This is a genomic window from Fontibacillus panacisegetis (assembly GCF_900102215.1).
Classification (GTDB): Bacteria; Bacillota; Bacilli; order Paenibacillales; family Paenibacillaceae; genus Fontibacillus; species Fontibacillus panacisegetis.
Map to the genome: position 1 here is coordinate 100405 of NZ_FNBG01000012.1, position 23177 is coordinate 123581.

The window sequence follows — 23177 nt, forward strand, 5'->3', positions numbered from 1 at the left end:
CCATTATCAGTCTGTTATACTAACCACGACAGATAAAGTATTCAACAAAATGTAAAAATAATACATTATGGTCGCGGCTACTAAATCACAATATTTATAAAATAAAAATGGAGGTTGCTCGATGATCCCTTTACTTAGTGCACTTGAAGAGGAAAAACGGAAGTTAAATGAACTTGGGAACAAAACTTTTGAACAGGGAATTCCTTTATTTAATAACACCGCACTCCAAGCCCAAAGCAGGAAAGTAGATGAACTGATTATTCAGTTACACAAGCAAGTTGGTTATAAACAACGCCAAGCTAAGTTCAAAATTTCGGAGGGGGTTAATAACGGTGGAGTTGCCATCATGGTTTCAAAGTGCGATTCAGGAAAGGTTGGAGCATGTTGTGGCTCGGATTGAACGTCATCCTGAGCTGCGTAAGCTTCGTGCTGAAGAAAGCTCGGCTTTTGAGGCTATGTTTTCTGGGACGGATCGAACGAAGCTTCCGGGGTTTATAGATTGGGAGGACAAGCATCACTACAAGCGTGGCGTAGAAAATGAGCATTTATACATAAAGGGACTAAGAGACGGTATACAGCTTGCTATCACTTTGCTGGACTATCCTAGTGCTGTTTTTGACAACCCCAAGACAATGGCAAGATCGGAAAAAAGGGATACAGAGAGCGAGTTGTAGGATCTGCTCATGATGAAACCGAATAAAAGAGTCAAAGCGTCGGGTGAATTAGCGCGGCGGCTTTGTCATGAGTATAGAAAGGAAGGGGACGCTTCCTCTTCCAGCAACATTTTATAAACCGCAGATTGAAGTTATGATTGGAGTGTGAGGTGATGTTAATGCCTATAACATACACGGAAAAGAACCTTTTCAGCAAACATTCAAAGGAAATCGCACTAGAATTACTTAATTTGAGTAATTTTGATAACAGCGTATTGCTGTTCAAAGTGCTAGCTCATGCCTTGAAGAACAATGATAATTTAGTAGAAGCGTTTGATGAATCTATCTTTGAGAATACTGAAGTTTTTAAAGAGAAATTTTCTATTTTGTTACAACATGCATTGGTACAAGCTACTAGCCAACAGGAAGTGGCAATAACTGTAACTGAAGAACCCGAAATTAAAACTGCCCGCCCCATTAAAGAGTACACGCCAAAAGAGTTATCTTATTATTTCGGTGTTAGTGTTGTTACCATCCATAATTGGCTAAAGCAAGGACGTTTTGAAGGTGTAGAGCCTGCCGGAGACAACAAGCATAATCACATCTCTGAAGATACATTTTACATTACTGCTGCTGGGAAAAAAATTCGGATCAGTGATGTGGTTCAAATGTGGAAAAAGCAGGAAGGTGAGGGCGTTACACCTCGAAATGAGGACAAACTGAGTGATTACACACGTCAAATTGCAATGTATGAAGAAAAATATCACGGTGAATTCGAACGAACGCTCGGAGCAAAAGATGAATTGTCCCCTGAAGAAGATACCGATGTTCAAGTTTGGAGGTATCTGCTGGGGAGGCAAAAGCTTGAGTCTAGGAATCCCGAAGAGTAATTTTTATTTCATCGAAAACAACTTTTCAGACATCATCTTGGAAATACGTAATGGTGCAAATGGTCTGCAAAGTGAAGCCGGTACTGTACGGAACCAGCGATGTAGATATCTCCTTTATTGAAGATGTGATCGGTGGTAATCTGCAGGATCATGCGGAACTGCTCGGTCCAAATCGCCGATTGCTCATGCGCACCGGATAGATACGCCTTTGCTCATTTTGCATGGAGAAAATGATTATCGTACTCCTTTTTCTCAAACGGAGGAGATGTACACTGCTTTAAAAAGGTACGGAAAAACGACCAGACTCATTCGTTATCCCGAATCCAACCATTCCCTTTTGAAGAGTGGAAATCCTTCGGTGCGCATCGACAGTTTTGAACAGGTGAACGCATGGTTCGGGCACTATCTGCATGGGCAGAAGCCTTCTTGATATTGGCAAGATCTCGTAGTACATTATAAAAAAAGGCAATGTTTACCCGCAGGGTACAACCTCGAATGTCAGTGACAAGAGGTTGTGCCCTTTTTGCTTATCAATCATAGGAGGGATTTCACATGCAACTGAATGTAGTTTATCACCGACCCAAACAGAACTGGTCATACGCTTACGATCATGAAACTGTTCACATTCGTCTACGCACCAAACGGGACGATATGGAGAGAGTAACGCTGGCGGCTGCGGACAAATACAGTTTTGATGAAACCCTGAACACGATCCCTATGGTCAAATTCACCTCGGACGAGTTTTTTGATTATTGGGAAGCTTCCGCCAAGCCGCCGTTCCGCCGCTTGCAGTATTATTTTATTTTGCAGTCCGGCAGCATAACCGTCTATATGACGGAAAAGGGCTTTACAGAGGTTAAGCCGGAGGAGCCTGCGGGATTGTTCGAATTTCCCTTTATCCACGCCATAGATGTCTTCTCTCCGCCGCCATGGGTAAAGGATGCGATTTTTTATCAAATATTCCCGGACAGATTCGCGAACGGAGATCCCTCCCTCAACCCTGAAAATGTAACGCCCTGGGGTGAAGAGCCCACTTCCACGAATGTCTTCGGCGGAGATCTGCAAGGAATCATCGACCATCTGGAACACTTGGTAAGGCTGGGAGTGAATGCGATATATTTTACTCCGTTATTCGAGGCAAACAGCAGCCATAAATACGATACCCGGAATTATATGAGGGTTGATCCTCATTTTGGTAACAACAATAAACTGAAGGAACTGGTTGCCCAATGCCATGCGAGGGGCATCCGGGTGCTTCTGGATGCGGTGTTCAATCAATGCGGCGACAGCTTCGAGCCTTTCCTCGATGTAAAAAAGAACGGCGCCGAATCGCGTTTTGCGAACTGGTTCCATATCAGAGAATTTCCGCTGGAAGTGAAAGGACGGATTCCGAATTACGATACTCTTGCATTCATACCCACTATGCCGAAGCTGAATACCGAGTATTCCGAAGTTAAGGAATATTTACTGGGAGTAGCCCGCTATTGGATCGATGAAATTGGGATTGACGGCTGGCGGCTGGATGTGGCTAATGAGGTTGATCATGCTTTCTGGCGGGATTTCCGCAAAGTGGTAAAGAAGGCCAATCCGGAGGCTTATATTCTGGGGGATATGGGAAATGATGCTATCATGTGGCTGCAGGGAGACCAATTCGATGCCACAATGAACTATCCGGTAACCGGCGCTATTGTAGACTTCTTCGCAAGAAGTCTTACGGATGGAAAACAGTTTGCCGACGCCATCGGCAAGCAGCTTGGCAATTACCAGCGGCAGGTACAGGAGGCGGCGTTCAATCTGCTGGACAGCCATGATACGGCCCGACTTCTGACCATCTGCGGCGGAGACAAAAACCGGATGAGGCTGGCGGCCGTCTTCCAGTTTACATTTACCGGCGCTCCGTGTATCTATTATGGCGACGAGGTCGGCCTTGACGGGGGCAACGAACCGGAATGCCGCAAATGTATGGTGTGGGATGAAAATAAGCAGGACCTGTTCTTATTCGCCTTTTATCAAGGTCTGATCACGCTGCGTAAGCAATATGCCTCGCTGCGGACGGGGCATCTCCGATTTCGCTATGCACAGCCCGGTGACTGCGGGCTGGCTTACGAGCGTTGGGACGACGATTCCCGTTTTTACGTGCTGATGAACGCCCAAGAATTGGCGGGCTCCATTACCTTGCCGATTCCGCAGGGCCGCTGGTCGGATGCCATCACAGGTGAACAAATGGACATATCCGAAGAGGAATCCACCTTCCATTTGCCTCCCTTCGGATACAAGATTCTTAAGCTCTCCGCGAGAAAATATGCTCCTATGCTGGAGGATCTGGAACGGCATTTTAACGACAGTGTAGAAGATGTTCGAAGCCTGCAATCCGGATGGGCCGGGGAAGTATTGTCCGTCCGGCTGCATAACCAACAGCGCAGGCTCGTTGTCAAAACCTACGGCAGTGCGGAGAACGGAATAAATCATTTGCAGCGAGAGTGGCAGGCGCTGTGTTTTCTGCAAGAAGCCGCTTATCCGGTTCCTGAGCCGATTATGAGACAAAGTGGGGAACCTGCTCCCTATATTGTCATGCAGGAGATCAATGGCGACACCTTCTGGAACCGGTACATGCAGACTTCCAGCAGCAAGCGGTCAGCGCTGTTATCACAATTTGTCCAGCTTTTTCACCGTCTTCATACGCTGGATATCGAGATTGCCGGAGAAGGCGTGACGGAAAATTCCACTGCATTTTTTCTCGAGAATGAGCTTGACCGAATGAACCGGCTTCTGACAGAGTACGGTTTGACGGGCTTCACCTCAGCTATGTCCTGGCTTCAGCAGGAACGCCACAAGGTGATAAACAAAGCCTTGTCGGTGATTCACCGGGATTATCATCCGTGGAACGTGCTTATAGATATAAACGAGCAGTGCTTCGTCATCGATCTGCTGTGGGGAATAGGCGATTTCAGGTATGATGTGGCCTGGACATACACATTAATGGAGAGAGGCGGCTTTGCGGACTTTGCCGAAGAAGTACTGGCAATGTACGAGGAATATAACGGGGCTGCTGTCACAAATTTCGAATATTTCAAGGTGCTGGCGACTCTGGGCTGGCTGCTGAATATCGCAGTATCTCTCAAGACCGGGTCAAGCGTAAACGAGGCCCGCAAACATGAATTTGAGGATTTTGTCCTGCCGCTTGTGGATAAGGGATTGGCGTTCGTACAGAAGGCAACCGGCATAACAATCTATATAACGCCGTTATAAATGGTTATTCTGCCACGTTATGAAATTCATTAAATCGGAAAAAGTATTTCAAAATTTTATTATTAAAACCAATCATTTATAATGGATTTATTCAGTTTGAAGGGAGAAATGAATATGACAACGAGTCCCATCAGCGGTGAAAAGGAGTTATCTCCGGAACAACATGAGGAAATACTCAAAGCATTGAAAGCACGTTTTGAGAAAAACATGAACCGCCATCAAGAATTTGAATGGGCTAGTGTACAAGCAAAGCTCGAAGCTCACGCAGAAAAATTATGGTCGCTCCATGAAATGGAGAGAACTGGCGGCGAACCGGATGTTGTTGGTCATGACAATATGACGGACGAGTACATTTTTTGCGATTGTTCAGCGGAAAGTCCTAAGGGACGCAGAAGTGTTTGTTACGACCGTGAAGCGCTGGAGTCACGGAAAGAGCATAAGCCGCAAAATAATGCGATAGACATGGCAGCTGCCATGGGGATTGAGCTTTTAACAGAGGAGCAATACCGGGAGCTACAGAAACTAGGAAACTTCGATTTGAAAACTTCGAGCTGGGTGGAAACACCCGCTAATATTAGAAAACTCGGCGGGGCTATCTTTTGCGATCGTCGCTACGACACTGTCTTCATGTACCACAATGGAGCAGAATCCTATTATGCTGCCAGAGGATTCCGTGGCTCGATAAGGGTCTAAATACAGGCGGAAGCTGGCTACCGCTTAATTCAAAGGCGAATTACCACATGTGGAGAGATTGTGTTGTCGGTGAGAATTGTAATTGAAGAGAAGTATGTTAAAAGCCCTTCTAGCGAAGGGTTTTTATATCGTTTATACTGATAAAGCCAATTTACTTCTTAGGAGATGTTTGACGAACCATGAAGAAGAAAGAAGTCGCGCATATACGCAAGCAATTCAAGCTGGATCACGATTTGATGAATATTTACGATATTCTCAACGTGTATATTATGAAGGAAAGCAACGAGATTTATCATTGGGAACGACAGCCGTTTGCTTTGGTGGACAGAGAAAAGCAGGAGCTGCATATGGGCAATTTCAAAAAACTGCTGACCGGCGAACTGGATCAGAAGCTGTTCGAGTTGAAGTTTCTGGAGGAAGCGGAGGAACCAACGAAGGTGCTGCTTCACCAAGCTTTGGTGACAGGCGATGCTGACGAATGGCAGGATCTGATGCTGCTGTTGGTGGAGAAAATGCTGGCGGATGCAAAGTATGAACGGGATACGGTGGTCACGTTCGTCCGCGGACAGTACTTCCGACCAACCAAGGACAGGAATGAAGAAGCCGAAGAGACCGGGAAGGATGAGCTGTTTGCGCATCCGTTCATTCTAAGCAGCGTGAATTCCACAGAGCAGCAGCGGAAAACTCTTTTGTTTGATTATGTAGAGAGAGAATTTAAGTACAATGTCATTGTAGATCCGATTATTAAGTTAAGCTCGCCGGAGCAAGGTTTCTTTTATCCCAGTGTGACGGATAACCATTCCGATGTGAATCGGATTCTGTATTGTACCGGGAAAGCGAATGAACCGAATCAGCATTTTATCTCGGAGGTCTTGAATGCCGAAAGGTCCGTGACGGCACAGGAAGAGAGAGCTATCTTCGAAGACATCGTTAAGGAAGTGGCGGGCGAACAACTCGATACGGCTGTCCTCGCAAATGTGTACGAGGAAATCCACCGAGTGATTGAAACCACCGAGAAGGAGGAAGAGCCTCCGACGCTGGACTATACAGATGTGGAACGCATGCTGACGGTGAGCGGTGTAGAGAACGTGACGAAGGAAAAAGTGGAACGGGCGTTTCAAACGATCGTCGACGATAAGAACTATGAAATGAAGGCTAGCAGCGTTATCCCGAAATTTAATTCAAAATCGATCAAGATTGATACAAAGATAGCCACGATTTCAGTCAGCCCGCAGGATTTAAAGCATGTGAAGCAGGTGAATTATCAAGGGAGACGATGCATCCTGATTGAGGTCGATGAAGATGTTGTGATTGAGGGATTTACGCTCAATACAGAGACGTTATAGACTCGTTTGACAGGTAAAAGGTGACATACGCTGAAGTCCCTCTTGAAAGCCTTAATGAACTAAAAGACGCAGGCATATTCACGGACAAGAAGAAGATTAACGCGTTATGATGGTTAAGACGATCTAAAGGTCGTCTTTTTTTTGATTTATTTCACAATATCATTAAAACGGCAGATCATAATGCTTCTATGCTAAAATACTTGTAATTACGATGACTTCAGGAAGGTTGATTCTTATGGAAGACAACAACATCCTTCAATATATTAAAAGATACATTTTAAAAAGTGGAGAGCAGTTGGATATAAATTATTGTACAGCTTCTCTATCATCTACCATCATAGATATTGTTATTGTGAAGCAAACAGCACGTACCTTTCGCAAGGTTGGGTTATTAACGTTGTCAGTTGATATGCAACCACAGCATGAAGATTTGCCTGATCCATCATTGTTAAAATGGACACTTCATAAACGAGTTGTGCTTCAAGATGAAGCTCAAGCATTTGATTGGCTGAGCCAAGGATGGATTATAAAGGAGATGCGCTTTAAACAGGACGAGAAAACAATAGATCGTGCATTTTATCGGATGGGATATCGTTTATTCTCCTATCTTCAGCATCAAGAGGTGGAAGAAAGACAGAGTACGATGAATCAGCTTCATGACTATCAAGTGAAAGCAATCCAATTGATAGAAAAGCTATCTGCTCATAATCATACAGATCGTATCGTTCAATTATCATCTCTACTTCATAGGATTACTGTAACCAGTCATTGGAGAATAGAGGATATGGAAGTGTCAAATTGGTTTCCAATGAGTTGGGGAACAGTGAAAAGAATCCGATATCTGGTGTTCGCACTAGCATTAATCGATATATCCTGTAACGAAGAATTATTTGATTGGAAAGAGATTGGTGCCAGATACTATGGAGAGATAGGTGGTTCCAAGACATTCGATTCAGATAAAGAGGAATTTATCAATTTATTAGAGGAATGGACAGGTAAGCCAGTGTCTACGATTGGAATGGTTAGTCTGGGCAAAATAACGCCATTATTTTTTGCAGGGAATCTGATTGGAGAGTGGTCGAATTATCGCCCAGGTCCTGTACATGCTCTAACAGATTTGTCCATTGCGCAAGATCATTACCGAACAGATGCACAGATACTGTGGTTAGTAGAGAATCGGGCAATCTTGACACGTATTGCTGCTGAGAACAATTTTATTCAGGATACAGGATCACTCGTTGTATGTGTCGATGGTCATCTGAGAAGTTCGCATAAACATTTTATCCAAGATGTGATTCATAACAGCGATATTCAACAAGTACTGTTATGGAGTGATTATGACGCAGACGGACTCCTTATTGCTCATGAAATGATGAAGACAGTTTCTGAATATAAACTCATCTTGAAATGGATCAGCCATGATCATCAGGTGATTGGAAGCTGGTCAGTCTATGAGCAGTATATGAAGGAACTGCTTCAAAAGAAACGACTTGAGCAAGAGCAAGTGTTAGGGAGGTCAGAGGATTGGAGAAGATGGATCAACCTTTAATATCCATATTTCATAACAGTGAATCTTCACCGGAAATGCATCAATCGATGAGGGATATAGCTTATTTGGTAGGCGTTCTAAGTGACCTCGGGTCTCTGCAGATGTTTCAAACACCTGCAGAAATCTTGAGATTTCTAAGAATTATTCAAATGATTAATGAAGAATCACTTGGACTCGATGAACCGATCGAGAATGCAGATACGCTTTTTTATCGATATCGCAATCGGTATGTAGATACAGAGCCGCCGAGCAGGAAGAAGGTCGAGCAGGTTGTCGGTGTACTGGTTAAATACAATTGGATATCTAGGCAGTCAAGACAAATAAAGATGCGGGATGTCGGCAAGCGGATGATGGATGCGCTCATTCGATTGGCCAATGACTCGTTGGCTTACTACATGAATGATGATATTGGCCGCTCGCTGTTTCAAGCAAGGCGAGATGCTGAACTGAGTGAAGCTTATGATGATCGTGGCATCTCCGGCGGAAATAAGATTGCAAGCATGATCCGCAACGTGGAGAATGCGATTCAATTAATGAAAGAACGCGAGCTTGAGATGCTCGCTGACCGTAATGCACTTCCACAGTTAGAGATCATTCATCAACTGATGCAGGAGCTCGAGATCAAGTTGACAGAGCGGTTTCGCCAGTTTCAGACGCTGGAAGAGAGTTTGGTGCTAAGTGATTTGATGCAGCAAGGGACAGGAGCATTGGCGGAAGGTACAAACTTAAGTATCGGGATGATTCATAAATATTTGAAGTTTACGACGATGCAGCAAACGGTGCTCTCTTCTTCGATTCAACCTGAGAAGGTGAGAACGTTTATTATGAATATGTTTGATCCCCCTCTTGAATCGGATATTCCTAATGCGTATCAGATTCTGAGCTTTATGGAGCAGGATCAGTATGAAGGTGAGGCGATAGACGGCTTATGGATACCAGTTAAGTTTGCAGCACCTATATCTGCAGAAGCGATCCAAGATGCAGTACATTATCTGGAGACATATGAGCCTTTAATAGATCGGATTACAGAAAGTGAAACAGAAGAGTTATATGAGGAAGAGAAAGTATCAATAGATCAGTTAGATGAGTTGATGGGTGAGTCACAATGGTTGTTAACGAAATCGATGATCCAAACGGATGCGATTGAAACTTATATGGAAGAAATTGAAGAGGCGCCAATTGAGCAAGTGATGATCGAAGCTACTTCGGCGGAATGGGCAGATGCGATCAACTCATTGACAGCTATAGCCGCTCTTGTTGGAAGTAAGAAGTTGTCAATCGAGCAAGTACAGCATGGACAAGCAGAGAAACAATTAGAATACACTAAAAGGTGGGACTGGATGACATCAGAAGATCAACAGCATATGTTGCACAATCGCAGTTTGACAAAGCGAGATAGGTTGATAGATTCAGCGGACTCTGACCGAAATATAGGAGATGATTACGATGTCTGAACAACAGGAGCACACTGAACCGAATGTTCACCCGTTGAATGTGATGCAATCCTTGAAAGGAATTCTAACAGAAAAAGAAGAATTGGCATTTATGAACATTTTATTCTCCTCCTCAGCGTCCCTGCGGGCAGGCAATTTCGGTCTCTCTAGAAAAGAGGTTGAGAAGCAGCTTCGGATTGAGCAGGATGAGCAGTTCTATTCGTTCTTGCAGCGAGTGAACCAAGCCTTAAGTCGATATTTTCAGGTGATCTATGATGAGAAGCGAGATCAGGTTATTGTCATGATGCGCGTCCCCGCGCGTGCTGCCCGAAGTACGTTATCTAAGGAGAGCCTTGCGATTCTACTGTTTATGTTCTATCAACAGGAAGTGCTGCAGCATGAGTTTACGCTCTTTGATCAGTTGTTGAGTGCCTTTGGCCATGAAACGACGAAAGCGAACCAACGGATATTGGTTAATATTGATCAGTTACGTAGAATCGGATCGCTGGAGGAGTATGATACCAACTCTCCGGAAAAAGCGTATCAGTTGACTGCGATTGGAGTAAATATATTTTCAGATTCTTTTTTACGTCGTACAGTGGAATTCAGTCAATCTCATCAGTTAAATAAGGAAGAAGTGTTAAAGTTCTTCAAGCGATATAATCTGTATCAGGAAGGATCTGATCAATAGCTTATGATACCTTGGAGCATGAAATTTAGCGGCATTCGTGACTATCCAAGCACTCCGCTGGATTTATCGGGGCGCAATGCACATATCTTGATTACTGGTCCTAATGGAGCGGGGAAGTCTACGATTACGTATTGTATGGGGGCAGTGCTATATTCTTCTAAAGTGGATTTGGAAGGCTTAAGATCACGAAATTTAGGACCAGATGAAACGTGGAAGGCGAATATTCGCTTTTTATTTAAAAATGATGGTAATCAACGTATTGATGCACCAGACTATATCGAATTCTCTCTTCGCATTCAGCAGGATCCGGGTCAGCCGATCAAGAAAGAATTTCATATCTCTTCGGGAGATGTGATTGATGATTGGGAGGAATCGATTCGCTATACTTCGGGTGATCGACAGTATAATTTCACAGCTTATAAGAAGGATCTTCAATATAAGTATAAGGTAGATCCTGACTTGTTCTATTTGATCTGGTATCAACAGGAAGTGAATCAATTTGCTGTTATGCATCCTGAAGAGCGATTTCGCATATTTGCAGAAATGCACGGTATTGATCAAGTACAGCAAAATTGGGAAGAGGGTATAGAGAAGCTCAAGGAAGCTCAGGAATCGTTGCGCTTAGCGGAGAATAATGTGTTGCATAAAAAGCAAGTGCTGAACATAAAGAAGACGGAGCTAGATCGTTACGAAGATAATAAGCGCCGATTGTTGGAGGGTGGAAAACTATACACTAAGTCGTTGCTTCAAATGGAGGCTTATCTGCAACAGCAACAGAAGGAATTGACGGGTATTATTGATCAATTGCAGCTTGAACTGGATCATCTTGTGGATCAAATCGATGAATTGCTTATGCGAGAAACTGACATGAATGATCGGTTAAGTGTCATACAGCAGGAGATAGATGGACTAGATGCAGAGTACAATCGTCTTGAGGAACTTCACACATCGATAGCTGAAGAGATAAAAGAGACTCAAGCGGCAATCGATGAGTTGGAGCAGGAGCTGCAGGAGATCAGTAATGAGAAAGACCGCATTACACGCACTGAAACTGAGGTTGAACATCAAATAGCTGCTGCAATGGCAGATATGGATGAGATAGAGAAACAAAGTGAAGATCTGCAGCAACAGGTAGTCTACTGTGAGGAACAGCAGCGAGCTAACAACAAAGAGATTGCAGCGCTGGATTATGAAATTGAGCAGGAAACGAAGCAGGAGAAAGAACATAAAGAACGTTTGTACCGTTACGGGAGCAGCTATCAGGTACAGGAGGAATTGGATCAGCTCGAACAATCACTTCATCTTGCGAAAGATCAACGATATCAGCATATGAAACGAATAGGTGAACTGAAAGAAGAGCTTGTTAGATTAGAAGAAGAGCGAGATTGGTCTAAGCGCCAAATGGAATCGATCGCTTATTTTCAGGCAAGAGGAATCCGAGTATATGCACTGCGCGAACTTGTGGAACTGGATGAAACGGCGAAACTTAAATATGAGGAAAAGTATAATGCGATCAAGTATAGTATGTTTTTCGATGATTATCGTGCTGTGCCTCCGAATGATCTGTATCATGTTCCGCTGCGCAAAATAATTCCAGATCGCTCGGTGACAGAGCTTCCTGAACTCCATCTTCGTGTGAAGGCAGGCTTGAAAGAAGAGATAATGCCTCATGCGATGAAAGCTCTATGGTGGGTAGAGCAATTTTTTAAGGGCGAGTTAGTTCAGATTGAGAATGGCGTGCTGATGGATTCAATGGGACTTCGAGGCTCTCAGGAAAGTAATCGTTATATTCTTAGTGTATTTGCACTTGCAGCACATAAACAAGAGATAACAAAAATGGTTGCTGAGTTGACGCATCGATCTGAGCAACTGGAAGAACAGATTCGACTTCGCACCAAGCGCCTCCAAGAGCTCAACAGCATCATTCATCAGGTTCGAGAAGCGGAAGCATTCATGACACAAGAACATGAGCGAGTAGACAGAGTAAGAAAGCTGGAAGAAGAAAGAGCTCTACAAGATCAGCTATTAGAACAAGCGCGCAATTTTGGGGATCATAAAGCGAAGCTGATGAAGCGGCAGTTTGAGTTGGAGCATCTGCGGAATGAGCTGAGCAAGGAAGCGGAGTTCTATGTTAAGCTGGGTCAGCAGAAGGCTAAATACGAGCTCCTTTTTGCTAAGAAGAATGAACATCTTGTACTTAAGGAGAAGCACGATCATTTGAACCAACTGATGGAGCAAGATGAAGAGAAGCTTGAGAATATGATGAAGCAGCGTAAGGCAATCCTGCGAGAAGTTGAAAAGATTCAGCATGGTAAGGAACGAGAGGAGTATAAGCTACAGCAGATGAAGAAGCAACGTGAATCCCGAAGGGAATCGCTTGACAGTGTTAAGGATGACCTTGTGATGATGATGCAGGAAATCGAGACTTTGAAAAAATTGGTTCCATCTATATTTGAAGGGGCTGCTCAAAGTTTGAATTTAGGGCTTGACGAATCCTTGACGCCTGCTGCGGGTCAGCAATTATCCATCTCGAAAATTCGGACAGACATTGAGAAGGGCAGGATTCAATTTGATACAGCTCGTCATGAGCAACATATAGATCCGCAAGCACCAGAGAATTATCGAGTGATCGAAGAGGAATGGTACCGCCTTCAGGATGAACATAAGCGTATGTTGCTGCTCTTTGAAGAGAATCAACAGCGTACGGAAGACCTGAAAGATCAGTTGGAGAGAACGACAAATATGAGGGTGATTCAAATTCAGAAGCTATTCTCTTCTTATATGAGTCAGTTTCAGTTTGAAGGTGATATCGACTGGGTTCAATATGAAGATATTCGCAATCGTACACGATTTGAACTGTATATTAAAGCACGTAAAGAAGGTCATCGCGGAGCGATGGAGGATGTCAGTGTGAAGGCTCGAGGAGGACGAGTCGGCAAAGGAGTTTCTGGAGGCGAAGAATCTTTAAGTTCCTTGCTGTTTGCACTCGCGCTTCTGCAGAATTTGCAGACAGCACCTGACTTTATCGTGTTAGATGAGTTTGATAGTGCTTTAGATGAGCAGCGAAAACTGAAGGTATTTGACCTCTATGCGAGTGAGTTGGAGCGTAAGCTAATCATACTGACACCGAAGTCCCATGAACAATCCTACTTGGATCGTTTCTCTAAAGCTTATGTTGTGCATCATGACCCTACAGTTCCTAGAAGCAGAGTAATGGGCTTATTAAAAAAAGATTAAATCCATATTGTTTACCCATTCTGTTTCGATCCGAGTGTTGCAATGGGTATTTTAATATTCACCGGTAACGTGACATAATTGAACCGATTTCCCTCGTACATGCACATCTAGGCCTCCGCCCACATATAATGTAGAACTGAACTTCACTGTGGGCTGGAGCGGGGCATTCCTCTTCGGTTAATTGACATGGGAGTGCCTGTTGGCATGGAATTGTTTTCGACGATTGCACTGTTAATTAAGCAGCCTACGTTACTCGTATCATATGTAAAAAAACAATGCGTTTCCTCAGCCGTTAACGGAAGAGGAGGAGACGAAGCATCTTCAGCGAATGGTCGAAGGTGACCCGGTTAGCCGAAATATATCAATCGAGCATAACCTGAGTCTGGTGGTGCATATTGTCAAGAGGTTGTGAACAAATGGAAGCAAAAATCAAAGTGTGGGATCAATGCGCACCTTTGGATGTATCAGGAGCAAAGTTTGCGTTCGCATTTATTCCAACTAGTCTCGGATTAGTGATCAAGGTTCAATGCGATATTTGTAAAAAAGGGAATTGTTGCTAAGTGAGGAGGGCTAGAGAGTAAACCTGGGATAATAATTACACCCTCCTAAAATTATTTGTTTGCGGCAAAATAGCGGCAATGTTATAATGTTATTGAAAGAGGTGATTCGATGTTTACACCAAAATATTCAATAACGGATCATATTGCTGGGCGGTTGATGGATATTCAACGTGCAAGTGCGGTAGTGGATTTGCTTCCATTGCCCATATCTATACTTGATCTGCTTAAGAAAGAATCGATGGAAAAAACGGTTATTCTTTCAACGAAGATCGAGGGAAATACGCTCGATGAGGCGACCAAGCGAAAGGTTTTATACCAAAACAGTAGTGACAATGAAGAACAAGAAGTGTATAACTTGATGAAAGCTTTGCAATATCTAGATGAAGCTGAAAAGAGACAACTGCCGGTTACAGAAGAATTCGTAAAGAAACTTCATGCGATTATCAAAATTACGCACGGCCGAAGAGCGCGTGTAAGTGAATATCGTGAAGAGCAGAACCAAGTAGGCAGCAGAAATGCTTCCGGCTTCTATCTTCCTCCCGAATGGCAGGACGTCCCAGTGTTAATGGAGGATTTAGTTGCCTGGATCAATTCCCCAGAAGCATATTCGGTTCCGGTTCCAATCAGAGCAGGGATTTTCATGTGGCAGTTTCTTACAATTCATCCCTATCTAGATGGAAATGGTCGAACAGCCCGGATGATCACAACCTATCTCCTTCGCAGAGGAGGGTATGGGCTGAAAGGATTATTTGTACTCGAAAATTTCTATGACCGTAACCTCGCAGAGTACTATCGACAGCTCCAACTCGGCCTTCACCACAATTATTATTTTGGACGTCATGATGCCGAGTTGACACCGTGGTTGGAATTTTTTATAGATGGATTGGCAGAAGTCTTTCAAGAAGCGGCTAACATTGTTACGGAGAAATCTGTTCAAATGACGAGAATAGAACCGGATTTGATTCGAAAGCTTGATCCACAGCAAAGAATGGTGTTTGCTCAATTAACCTTTAAGCAAGACACACTGTCAACAAGTGAAATGAGAGAGCTTCTGCGTCTGTCGGATCGTTCGATCAGGGAAAAGGTAAGTCATTGGAGAGAAGAAGGATTCATCGAACCGCGAGATCAAGACGCTCAAAGAGTTCGTTCAATTAAGTTATCTTCTGAATATGAGAAGTTGGCACAAGAAATTCGACATGAACCGGATAAGTTTGTACACTTTTTAAAATGAATGAAGCACTGCGATCTCAATATTGAGAAATCGCAGTGCTTTTTCCTGCTATCAGTCCCTAATAATGACTAATTATATTAGACAACGAGAGAAAAGATCCGTTACACCTGTTACAGGTGTCCAAACCTGCTCCCCAAGAAGCACGGTGAAGGGGTTGAGAAATGCCCCACTCAAACGTTAAATTGATCTGCCATGGTCACGGGGATATACCGATGATGATAAAATTTTGCGAGACACCGATCATTTTGCCGGGCAGGAAGTTGTGATTACCGAAAAAATGGACGGTGAAAACACAACGATATACGCGGATTTCATTCATGCGAGATCGTTGGACAGCAAGGATCATCCATCCCGGCATTATGTCAAAACACTGCATGGTGGCATGAAGTACCTGATTCCGGAAGGACATCGGTGAGAATGTGTACGCGAAGAGCTGGCAGAGATGCTGGCGCTACTGCAAGTTCATATGCCGGATGTGGACCCGGCCAGGGTGTTGGTGTGTTTATACGGCAATTTATTCACGGATCGGCCCGAAGGGGAGCTAGCGGCGATCCGCTTCCCGTATGACGGAAGCGGATTATTTGAAAAGCTTGCGTAAGCTTATCAGGCAAGGACCTGACATTCTGCTGCTGCATGAAAGCCCGGAGATCAGGGAGCAAGGCTTACCGGGCAACCCGGTTATTTACAAGGAATTGCAGGGCACCGCTATACCATTAGTCCAGAATGCAGGAATACCTGCCAATTTCGATTAATGATGTTATAGAAATCGCCAATCGGGAGGGAATCTATCCGGGTTATACGGTATACCTTCCGAAAATGAAAGAGGCAGTGTACACATTATCTGTCTTTTCACCCAAGGCACAGGATGAAGCCACTATTCATATCGATCAATACTCGGGCGCTGTTCTCGCAGATTACCGGTATGATCATTATGGCCTTATGGGAATAGTGATTGCTTGGGGAATTACACTGCATAAGGGTACACAATTCGGCTGGGTGAATCAGGCAATCAGTTTACTGATTTGCCTTGGTATCATTCTTGTTGCGCTCAGCGGATTTTATCTTTGGCTGAAGCGCAGGCCGGGAAAGGGAATCGGTGCGCCAAGCGCCCCGAGCATCAAGAAGCTGAAGGGCTTCCTCATTTTAATGATTGCCTTGGGAATTGTATTTCCTTTAGTAGGGCTGTCTATTTTGGTGGTATGGCTCATCGACGGACTGATTATACAAAAAATTCCGCAATCAAAAGCTTTCTGAATGCCTAATCTGAATAGTAAAGGGTGCGTTTGGCCATGAAAAATAAAGATTCTTCACTGGTTGTGCTTCTTGTCATTTTTAGTGTGCTGCTTAGTGCCTGTTCGGTACGTTCGGATGCTGCTGAGCTGTACAAGCAGGAAAAGCCTCTTGAAGCTGCCATTGTCATTCCTGAATTGCTGTCCAAGGATGAGCCACAGACCATCAAGGTGGTTCTGACGCAAGGGGGACAACCGGCGAATCAAGCCAATTACATCCATATTGATCTGTGGAAGCAGGATGGGACGGTCAAATTGAGCATGGAGGAAGCGGCTGAGGTTGGGAACGGGGTGTATCATATAAATACAACCTTTGATAGTGATGGCTTATATTATATTAAGGTGTATGCAAGCAGCAACGGCTCCATTATTATGCCCCGCAAGCAATTTGTTGTAGGAGGGCTTTCTGAAAGTGAACTGGATGCGATTCGGAAAAACAAGCCGGAGGAAATTGAAGGTCATCATCACCATCATTGATACAGCGTTTCAACAGGGATAGTAGAAACAACAGAGTCCGAACCAAGATCATGAAGTAACCTTGGTTCGGACTCTGTTGTTTGAAAGCATCGAATTAGTTAAAGGCATAGGCAAAGGAAGGAGCAGAGGTGTTTGACACGGTCAATATATTCTCATACTTTGCCTGATATAAAGGAATTTCCGAAGGTGTGCAATAGACGTGATGTCCAGGCACAACTTCATGAAGTCTGCCTTCCTGGGTTTGAGGCTGCTGTCTGTAAACCAGTCGAGTCCGTTGCTTCTCGTAATCCGGATCCGGATAGGGAATAGAGGAAAGAAGGCTCTCCGTATAAGGATGCAACGGGTAACGATACAGCTCCTTGGCCTGACCGAGCTCTACGATTTTTCCGTGATACATCACGGCAATCCGGTCGCTAATATATTTGACCATAGATAAATCATGGGCAATAAATAGATAAGTCAGTTGATTCTCTCGCTGCAGTTTTTTGAGCAGATTGACGATTTGAGCCTGAATGGATACATCCAGAGCGGAAATCGGCTCATCGCAAATAATGAGCTTCGGCTGTACGGCAAGCGCACGCGCAATTCCGATCCGCTGTCGCTGGCCTCCGGACAATTCATGTGGGTAGCGATCAGCATGCTCCGGATTCAGGCCGACTGTTTCCAGCAGCCCTGCGACCTGAAGCTCACGGTCTTTAGCGCTTTTTGCGAGTTTATGTACATCGATCCCTTCGGCAATAATTTCCCTGATCTTAATCCGGGGATTCAGAGAGCCGTAGGGGTCCTGATAAATCATTTGTACATCCCGGCGGAACTGCTGCCACCGCTTCTTCCCTCGCAAGGAAGCTAAATTTGTTCCTTCAAAATAAATTTGTCCATGCGTCGGTTTGTATAACTGGATAATCGTTCTCCCTGTGGTCGATTTGCCGCAACCAGACTCACCGACAAGACCAAAGGTTTCCCCGCGAAATACAGAAAAGCTAATATCATCTACCGCCCGAACCGCCTTGGACCCGGATTGAAATACCTGCTTCAGTCCTTCTACTCTTAATAGCTCGTTCACATGCTCCATTATCGAACCCCTCCGCTTAATATAGGCTGCTGAGCTGCATTTTTGCGGCGTTCCTGAAAATATTGATGGCGGGCGGCAATGGCAGGAGGCAGCGCGACTTTGGGGGATCGCGGATCGAGCAGCCAGGTTGCTGCCCAATGTGTCGGAGACACTTGGAACATAGGCGGCTCGACATGAATATCAGCCGTTAAAGCATACGGATTTCGGGCTGCGAACAAATCACCTGAAGGCGGGTCCAGCAAATTCGGTGGGCTGCCCGGAATCGCATACAGCTCTTCATCGTCAGTGTCCGTAGTTGGCATGGAGCGCAGCAGTCCCCAAGTGTAGGGATGCTGCGGATGATAGAAGATTTCATCTACCAGACCAATCTCCACAATTTTACCTCCATAAACGACAGCGACTCGATCGGCTACATTGGCTACCACTCCGAGATCATGCGTAATAAAAATAATCGAGGTGGATACCTTTCTTTGCAGATCCTTCAATAACTCGAGAATCTGCGCCTGAATCGTAACGTCCAGCGCCGTTGTCGGTTCATCCGCAATCAATATTTCCGGGTTGCAGGCAAGAGCGATTGCTGTAACGATACGCTGCCGCTGACCGCCCGAAAATTGGTGCGGGTAATCGTTCAAACGACGCCCGGCATCGGGGATGCCGACCAATTCCAGCAGTTCTACCGCTCTTTTTCGAGCGGCAGATTTACGCACTTTCTCATGCAGCAGAAGCGCCTCCGACACCTGATAGCCAATCGTCATGGTCGGATTTAGCGAAGTCATAGGATTCTGAAAAATCATAGATATTTTTTTCCCGCGGACATGCCGCATATCTTTATTGCTTTTAGCTAGCAAATTATCGCCTTGAAACAAGATTTCACCGCTGTCAATTTGGGCATTCTTAGCTAACAGACCCATGATACTCCGACAAATCACGGATTTTCCGGAGCCGGATTCGCCGACCAATGCCAGGGTTTCTCCTTTTTTTAAATCGAGGGATACGCCCCGAACTGCTTGTACCGTTCCGGCAAAGGTAGTGAATGAGATGTTGAGGTTGTTGATTTCTAATAGGTTGTCACTCATGCCCCTTCACCCCTCCTAATCTTTCATTTTCGGATCAAAAGCGTCACGCAGCCCATCCGCCAGCAAATTGAACGTAATCATAATGACACACAATACGACTGCAGGAATCCACATCAAATGAGGAAGGAAACGAAACGTTTTGTAGCCTTCGTTCAGCAGTGTACCTAAAGATGCGTCCGGGGGACGGACTCCGATGCCAATGAAGCTGAGAAAAGCCTCGAAAAATATGGCGCTTGGAATGCTAAACATCGTCTGAATGATGATAATACCACTCAGATTCGGGATAATATGCTTCAGGGCAATTCGAATAAACGGCACACCAAGCGTCTTTGATGCCAAAATGAATTCCTGCTCCTTAAGCTTCATCGTCTGTGCGCGAATGACGCGGGCCATTGAAATCCAGCCGGTGAAGGCCAGCGCAATAATGATCGAGGGGATTCCGGGCTTAAAAACAAGCAGCATCAGAATAACGATAACTAGCGTAGGTACTCCAGAAATGATCTCAAGCACGCGCTGCATGATATTGTCCGTTATTCCCCCTTTCCAGCCGGAAATGAGGCCATAGGTGATGCCAATGAATACGTCGAAGAGAGCGGCCACTACCGCAATCAGCAGCGAAAGGCGTGTTCCGGCGAGAACACGGGATAGTAAATCCCGGCCAAACGCATCCGTACCGAAATAGTAATGGGTGTTCGCCGGAACATTGGCTAGTGTGTATTTATCAACCCATTCGCCGGATACTTTAGCCAGACCGTTAAACCCGTTCATATGAACCCACGGAATACGCGGCGGCAAGTTGGCATGGGGCAAATTTTGCAAATTGGGATCTCGCGGCGTATACCAGATCGACAAGAAGGCAGTCAATAGGACCGCCAGCAGAATACAGAGCGAAATGACAGCAGCTTTGTTTTTCTTAAGACGACGCCATGAATCCTGATACAAGGTAAGGGAGGGGTAATCAGCCTTTTCCATATCTCTATAAATCTCTTTATCTAGTGGTTCAAAATAAGAATCCGGAATATTGATCGTGTTCATGATTTGCCTCCTGCTACCCTGATCCGCGGATCAATAATGCCGTATAAAATGTCCACGATCAATATGACGGTAACCAGCATCGCAGAGTAGATCAGGGTGACGCCCATAATCGTTGAATAATCATTGGTCAGAATGGATTTAACAAATTGTTCGCCTATGCCGGGAATCGCGAAGATATTTTCCACGACCAGCGAGCCAGTCATAAGTCCAACGGTCATCGGCCCCAAAAGGGTAAGGAGAGGAATCAACGCATTCCTCAGACCATGTACAATAGCGATGCGTCTCTCACTTTGTCCCTTTGCTCTGGCCAGTTCCACATAATCGCTGTTTAACACCTCGATCATTTCGGTACGGATAAACCGGGCCGCATCGGCCATAGGTGTGATAGATAAAGCGAGCGTGGGTAAAATGGTAGAGCTGAACCCATCGTTCCACAGAGCGATGGGCAGCCACTTCAAAGTTATTGCGAAAATGAGCTGGAGCAAAACCGCAAATACAAAGTTCGGGATCGAACGCCCAATAATAGCGGACAAGGAGGCAAGCGCATCGAGAAAACTGTTTTGATGCAATGCGGACACCGTTCCGAGTACTATTCCGACAATCGTACCGAAGATCATAGCCTGAATGCCCAGTTGCATGGACGGACCGATACGTTCTGACAGCAGCTTGCTTACCGGCTGGTTGCTGAATTGCAGGGATATGCCAAAGTCACCGCGTACAATTCCCGACATATAAAGGAGGTAGCGTTCTCCAAACGGTTTGCTTAGCCCGTACTTTTCATTCATAATTTCGAGCTGCTGCGGGGTCAGCTTTTCCTCATTGCTGTAAGGGCTCCCAGGCAGGAAATTCATCAGCAGGAAAGTAATCTGGCTAATCAGCAGTAGTGTAACAATCATGTATGCCAACCGCTTGGCAATAAATTTAATATAGTTGGTCAATGCCCATTCATCTCCAGATTTTTTACTTGGCAGAATTCTGTTCGATATAAGCACGAGTGATTTCCAAAGGAGTCCCCAGATTATGGGTTACAATTCCCTTCACCTTGGATTTCACCAGATAATTGGAGGCCCCCTGGTACAATGGAGTAACAACGGCTTTGCTCAAAATGTACTTTTGTGCCTCTTGTAAATCCTTCCATCTGGTTTGCGGATCCGTTGCATCCTCGGTTTTTATCTTCGTAATCAGGGCGTCATAGGTCTCATCCTTGTAACGGGCATGATTATGCTCGTAAGTAGAGAAGAACAGATTCAAGTAACTTACCGGATCGAAATCACCAGTCCATCCGCCTAGTGCCAGATCGAACTTGTAGGACATCATCTTTTCGAATCTGACTTTAGTGGGAACGTTGCTTAGCTCGATAGTGACTCCAGACAGATTCGTTTCCAGCTGACTTTGCAAATATTGGCTTGTTTTTTTAGCTGTATCTGTATCGCTTGTAATCAGCTCCAGCTTGACTTTATCCGTCCCGAGCTCTTTTTTAGCCAATTCCCATAACCTTTTGCCTTCCTCGACGTCCGTAACGACAATTGCTCCTGCTTCATCAGAGAAGTCGGTGCCGGTATCCGGATTGACAGCAATTCCTTTAGGCACAATGCCGGTTAACGGGTTGGAGCCGTCAATAAGCACGTTGTTCACCAATTCGTCTCTGTTGATAACTAAAGAAATCGCTTTGCGGAAATTTTCATTTTGCAGTGCTTTGTTAGAACTGATTCCCAGCTCCAGATTGGAGGCGGTCAAGGTTAATACCGACAAGTATTCGGGATTGTTAGTATATTGGGAAATGTATTCCCCGGATAATGAAGCCACGTCAACAGCCCCGGACTCGTATAAATTGATGCCTGTTCCGATTTCCTTCACAACCTGAATGTTGATTTTATCCAGCTTGATATTGTCTTTGTCCCAATATTGTTCATTTTTGATGAAACTCCAATTCAGGCCGGTGCCGTCCCAATCTTTTAATATAAAGGGACCGTTCCCCAGTGTATTCTCACTGTTCGTTCCGTAGGCTTCGCCTTTTTCAGTCACAAATGCCTCATTCTGCGGATACAGGTTCACTGAAGACAGGGAAGCTGTAAAATAGGTGTCCGGATACTCCAGCGTGATCTTCAGTTCGGTATCGCTGACGGCTTCAATGCCCAATTCTTCAGCCGCTTTCTTGCCCTCATTGATCGCCTGGGCATTTTTGATATTGAAATGGGTGCTCGCATTTTGGGCGGCAGTTGCAGGATTGAACAAGCGTTGCCAGGCAAATACAAAATCTTTGGCGGTAAGCGGATCTCCATTTGGCCATTTCAAGCCGTCACGCAGTTTGATGGAATAAGTAAGACCATCCTCGCTGATCACCGGATCCCCGGTAGCCAGAACAGGTACTGTTTTGTTGTTTCCGTCAATTTTATAGAGACCTTCGGCAAAGATCTCAATTTGAGAAGAGCTTAGGGTATCGTAGGATTTCACGGAGTCGGCCGTTGGCAGTTCACTGACGATGATCCAGTTCAATATTTGCGGTTCCTGCGGCGTTGTTTCTGCTTCCTTGCCGGCATTTGTCTCACTTGCAGTTGAATTATTGCTCTTCGTATTGCTGCTTTCTGCGGTTTTATTGCTTCCGCATCCGCTTAGCACGGTGCCCAGAACCAGAATCAGCAGCAGTAAACCAAGTTTCCAATTTGTTTTCATATGTAACCATCCTTTACAAAGTA

General features: G+C 44.9%; 22 protein-coding genes and 2 pseudogenes. 19 read left to right on the top strand and 5 right to left on the bottom strand.

Annotated features, from left to right (window positions below; genetic code table 11):
* Positions 1-121: 121 nt before the first annotated feature.
* The 19 genes and pseudogenes from BLS49_RS12015 to BLS49_RS12095 all read left to right on the top strand — a co-directional run bounded on the left by BLS49_RS12015 (position 122) and on the right by BLS49_RS12095 (position 17298).
* Positions 122-400, top strand: a complete 279-nt coding sequence (locus tag BLS49_RS12015) for a hypothetical protein (RefSeq protein WP_091230351.1) — start codon at positions 122-124, stop codon at positions 398-400.
* Positions 333-674 carry a hypothetical protein gene (locus BLS49_RS12020; RefSeq protein ID WP_139173133.1) on the top strand — a complete coding sequence of 114 codons (342 nt, stop codon included), beginning with the start codon at positions 333-335 and terminating at the stop codon, positions 672-674. Before BLS49_RS12015 ends, BLS49_RS12020 begins: the two co-directional genes overlap by 68 nt.
* Before the next feature lie 152 nt (positions 675-826).
* The gene (locus BLS49_RS12025) at positions 827-1543 is read left to right on the top strand and encodes a helix-turn-helix domain-containing protein (RefSeq protein WP_091230358.1); all 717 of its coding nucleotides are present in this window, start codon (positions 827-829) and stop codon (positions 1541-1543) included.
* 50 nt (positions 1544-1593) lie between these two features.
* Entirely contained in the window at positions 1594-1743 is a 150-nt protein-coding gene (locus tag BLS49_RS25275) for a hypothetical protein (RefSeq protein WP_245742355.1), read from the top strand.
* Between the two features lie 17 nt (positions 1744-1760).
* Entirely contained in the window at positions 1761-1973 is a 213-nt protein-coding gene (locus tag BLS49_RS25280; protein WP_245742361.1) for an alpha/beta hydrolase family protein, read from the top strand.
* A gap of 122 nt (positions 1974-2095) precedes the next feature.
* Complete coding sequence (locus tag BLS49_RS25620; RefSeq protein ID WP_175471390.1) at positions 2096-4792, top strand: alpha amylase N-terminal ig-like domain-containing protein; 2697 nt, start codon at positions 2096-2098, stop codon at positions 4790-4792.
* Positions 4793-4906: 114 nt separating this feature from the next.
* Positions 4907-5485 carry a DUF4256 domain-containing protein gene (locus BLS49_RS12040; RefSeq protein WP_091230364.1) on the top strand — a complete coding sequence of 193 codons (579 nt, stop codon included), beginning with the start codon at positions 4907-4909 and terminating at the stop codon, positions 5483-5485.
* A 179-nt stretch (positions 5486-5664) separates the two neighbouring features.
* Positions 5665-6831 (top strand): DUF4317 domain-containing protein, encoded by a 1167-nt coding sequence (locus tag BLS49_RS12045; RefSeq protein ID WP_091230367.1) that lies wholly within the window; start codon positions 5665-5667, stop codon positions 6829-6831.
* A 235-nt stretch (positions 6832-7066) separates the two neighbouring features.
* Positions 7067-8380, top strand: a complete 1314-nt coding sequence (locus BLS49_RS12050; RefSeq protein ID WP_175471391.1) for a DUF2399 domain-containing protein — start codon at positions 7067-7069, stop codon at positions 8378-8380.
* Positions 8365-9834, top strand: a complete 1470-nt coding sequence (locus BLS49_RS12055) for a hypothetical protein (protein WP_245742363.1) — start codon at positions 8365-8367, stop codon at positions 9832-9834. The genes BLS49_RS12050 and BLS49_RS12055 overlap by 16 nt, the downstream gene beginning before the upstream one ends.
* Positions 9818-10504 (top strand): hypothetical protein, encoded by a 687-nt coding sequence (locus BLS49_RS12060; RefSeq protein WP_425432145.1) that lies wholly within the window; start codon positions 9818-9820, stop codon positions 10502-10504. The genes BLS49_RS12055 and BLS49_RS12060 overlap by 17 nt, the downstream gene beginning before the upstream one ends.
* Positions 10505-10522: 18 nt before the next feature.
* Positions 10523-13741 carry an AAA family ATPase gene (locus tag BLS49_RS12065; protein ID WP_245742356.1) on the top strand — a complete coding sequence of 1073 codons (3219 nt, stop codon included), beginning with the start codon at positions 10523-10525 and terminating at the stop codon, positions 13739-13741.
* A gap of 204 nt (positions 13742-13945) precedes the next feature.
* Positions 13946-14147: pseudogene (locus tag BLS49_RS25295) on the top strand (RNA polymerase subunit sigma-70); the annotation flags it as partial.
* Between the two features lie 263 nt (positions 14148-14410).
* A complete protein-coding gene (locus tag BLS49_RS12075; RefSeq protein WP_091230383.1) occupies positions 14411-15532 on the top strand; it encodes a Fic family protein in 1122 nt (373 codons plus the stop codon).
* Positions 15533-15713: 181 nt separating this feature from the next.
* Positions 15714-15944, top strand: a pseudogene (locus tag BLS49_RS12080) (RNA ligase family protein); the annotation flags it as partial.
* Positions 15944-16099: a hypothetical protein gene (locus tag BLS49_RS24830; RefSeq protein ID WP_217640058.1), complete on the top strand. Its 156-nt coding sequence runs from the start codon at positions 15944-15946 to the stop codon at positions 16097-16099. The pseudogene BLS49_RS12080 and the gene BLS49_RS24830, both read left to right, overlap by 1 nt.
* Positions 16096-16284, top strand: a complete 189-nt coding sequence (locus tag BLS49_RS12085) for a hypothetical protein (RefSeq protein WP_091230386.1) — start codon at positions 16096-16098, stop codon at positions 16282-16284. Before BLS49_RS24830 ends, BLS49_RS12085 begins: the two co-directional genes overlap by 4 nt.
* The gene (locus BLS49_RS12090) at positions 16256-16786 is read left to right on the top strand and encodes a PepSY-associated TM helix domain-containing protein (protein WP_091230389.1); all 531 of its coding nucleotides are present in this window, start codon (positions 16256-16258) and stop codon (positions 16784-16786) included. Before BLS49_RS12085 ends, BLS49_RS12090 begins: the two co-directional genes overlap by 29 nt.
* A gap of 35 nt (positions 16787-16821) precedes the next feature.
* A complete protein-coding gene (locus tag BLS49_RS12095) occupies positions 16822-17298 on the top strand; it encodes a FixH family protein (RefSeq protein WP_091230392.1) in 477 nt (158 codons plus the stop codon).
* Positions 17299-17392: 94 nt separating this feature from the next.
* Here the strand turns inward: BLS49_RS12095 and BLS49_RS12100 are convergent, their stop codons facing one another.
* From BLS49_RS12100 to BLS49_RS12120, 5 genes are read right to left on the bottom strand one after another with little or no spacing between them, the layout of a single operon-like run.
* On the bottom strand, positions 17393-18370 hold the full coding sequence (locus BLS49_RS12100) for an ABC transporter ATP-binding protein (protein WP_091230395.1): 978 nt from the start codon (positions 18368-18370) through the stop codon (positions 17393-17395).
* Positions 18370-19446, bottom strand: coding sequence for an ABC transporter ATP-binding protein (locus BLS49_RS12105; protein ID WP_091230398.1), 1077 nt, complete (start codon positions 19444-19446; stop codon positions 18370-18372). The genes BLS49_RS12100 and BLS49_RS12105 overlap by 1 nt, the downstream gene beginning before the upstream one ends.
* A 15-nt stretch (positions 19447-19461) precedes the next feature.
* A complete protein-coding gene (locus tag BLS49_RS12110) occupies positions 19462-20481 on the bottom strand; it encodes an ABC transporter permease (protein ID WP_091230401.1) in 1020 nt (339 codons plus the stop codon).
* Complete coding sequence (gene opp3b / locus BLS49_RS12115) at positions 20478-21419, bottom strand: oligopeptide ABC transporter permease (protein WP_091230485.1); 942 nt, start codon at positions 21417-21419, stop codon at positions 20478-20480. Before opp3b ends, BLS49_RS12110 begins: the two co-directional genes overlap by 4 nt.
* A gap of 22 nt (positions 21420-21441) precedes the next feature.
* The gene (locus BLS49_RS12120) at positions 21442-23154 is read right to left on the bottom strand and encodes a peptide ABC transporter substrate-binding protein (RefSeq protein WP_091230404.1); all 1713 of its coding nucleotides are present in this window, start codon (positions 23152-23154) and stop codon (positions 21442-21444) included.
* Positions 23155-23177: the final 23 nt, after the last annotated feature.

Bases quoted from the DNA above. Each gene is read 5' to 3' on its own strand.
- BLS49_RS12015 (WP_091230351.1), top strand. From the start codon at position 122: ATGATCCCTTTACTTAGTGCACTTGAAGAGGAAAAACGGAAGTTAAAT.
- BLS49_RS12025 (WP_091230358.1), top strand. From the start codon at position 827: ATGTTAATGCCTATAACATACACGGAAAAGAACCTTTTCAGCAAACAT.
- BLS49_RS25275 (WP_245742355.1), top strand. From the start codon at position 1,594: ATGGTGCAAATGGTCTGCAAAGTGAAGCCGGTACTGTACGGAACCAGC.
- BLS49_RS25620 (WP_175471390.1), top strand. From the start codon at position 2,096: ATGCAACTGAATGTAGTTTATCACCGACCCAAACAGAACTGGTCATAC.
- BLS49_RS12040 (WP_091230364.1), top strand. From the start codon at position 4,907: ATGACAACGAGTCCCATCAGCGGTGAAAAGGAGTTATCTCCGGAACAA.
- BLS49_RS12045 (WP_091230367.1), top strand. From the start codon at position 5,665: ATGAAGAAGAAAGAAGTCGCGCATATACGCAAGCAATTCAAGCTGGAT.
- BLS49_RS12050 (WP_175471391.1), top strand. From the start codon at position 7,067: ATGGAAGACAACAACATCCTTCAATATATTAAAAGATACATTTTAAAA.
- BLS49_RS12055 (WP_245742363.1), top strand. From the start codon at position 8,365: ATGGATCAACCTTTAATATCCATATTTCATAACAGTGAATCTTCACCG.
- BLS49_RS12060 (WP_425432145.1), top strand. From the start codon at position 9,818: ATGATTACGATGTCTGAACAACAGGAGCACACTGAACCGAATGTTCAC.
- BLS49_RS12065 (WP_245742356.1), top strand. From the start codon at position 10,523: ATGAAATTTAGCGGCATTCGTGACTATCCAAGCACTCCGCTGGATTTA.
- BLS49_RS12075 (WP_091230383.1), top strand. From the start codon at position 14,411: ATGTTTACACCAAAATATTCAATAACGGATCATATTGCTGGGCGGTTG.
- BLS49_RS12085 (WP_091230386.1), top strand. From the start codon at position 16,096: ATGACGGAAGCGGATTATTTGAAAAGCTTGCGTAAGCTTATCAGGCAA.
- BLS49_RS12090 (WP_091230389.1), top strand. From the start codon at position 16,256: ATGCAGGAATACCTGCCAATTTCGATTAATGATGTTATAGAAATCGCC.
- BLS49_RS12095 (WP_091230392.1), top strand. From the start codon at position 16,822: ATGAAAAATAAAGATTCTTCACTGGTTGTGCTTCTTGTCATTTTTAGT.
- BLS49_RS12100 (WP_091230395.1), bottom strand. From the start codon at position 18,370: ATGGAGCATGTGAACGAGCTATTAAGAGTAGAAGGACTGAAGCAGGTA.
- BLS49_RS12105 (WP_091230398.1), bottom strand. From the start codon at position 19,446: ATGAGTGACAACCTATTAGAAATCAACAACCTCAACATCTCATTCACT.
- BLS49_RS12110 (WP_091230401.1), bottom strand. From the start codon at position 20,481: ATGAACACGATCAATATTCCGGATTCTTATTTTGAACCACTAGATAAA.
- BLS49_RS12120 (WP_091230404.1), bottom strand. From the start codon at position 23,154: ATGAAAACAAATTGGAAACTTGGTTTACTGCTGCTGATTCTGGTTCTG.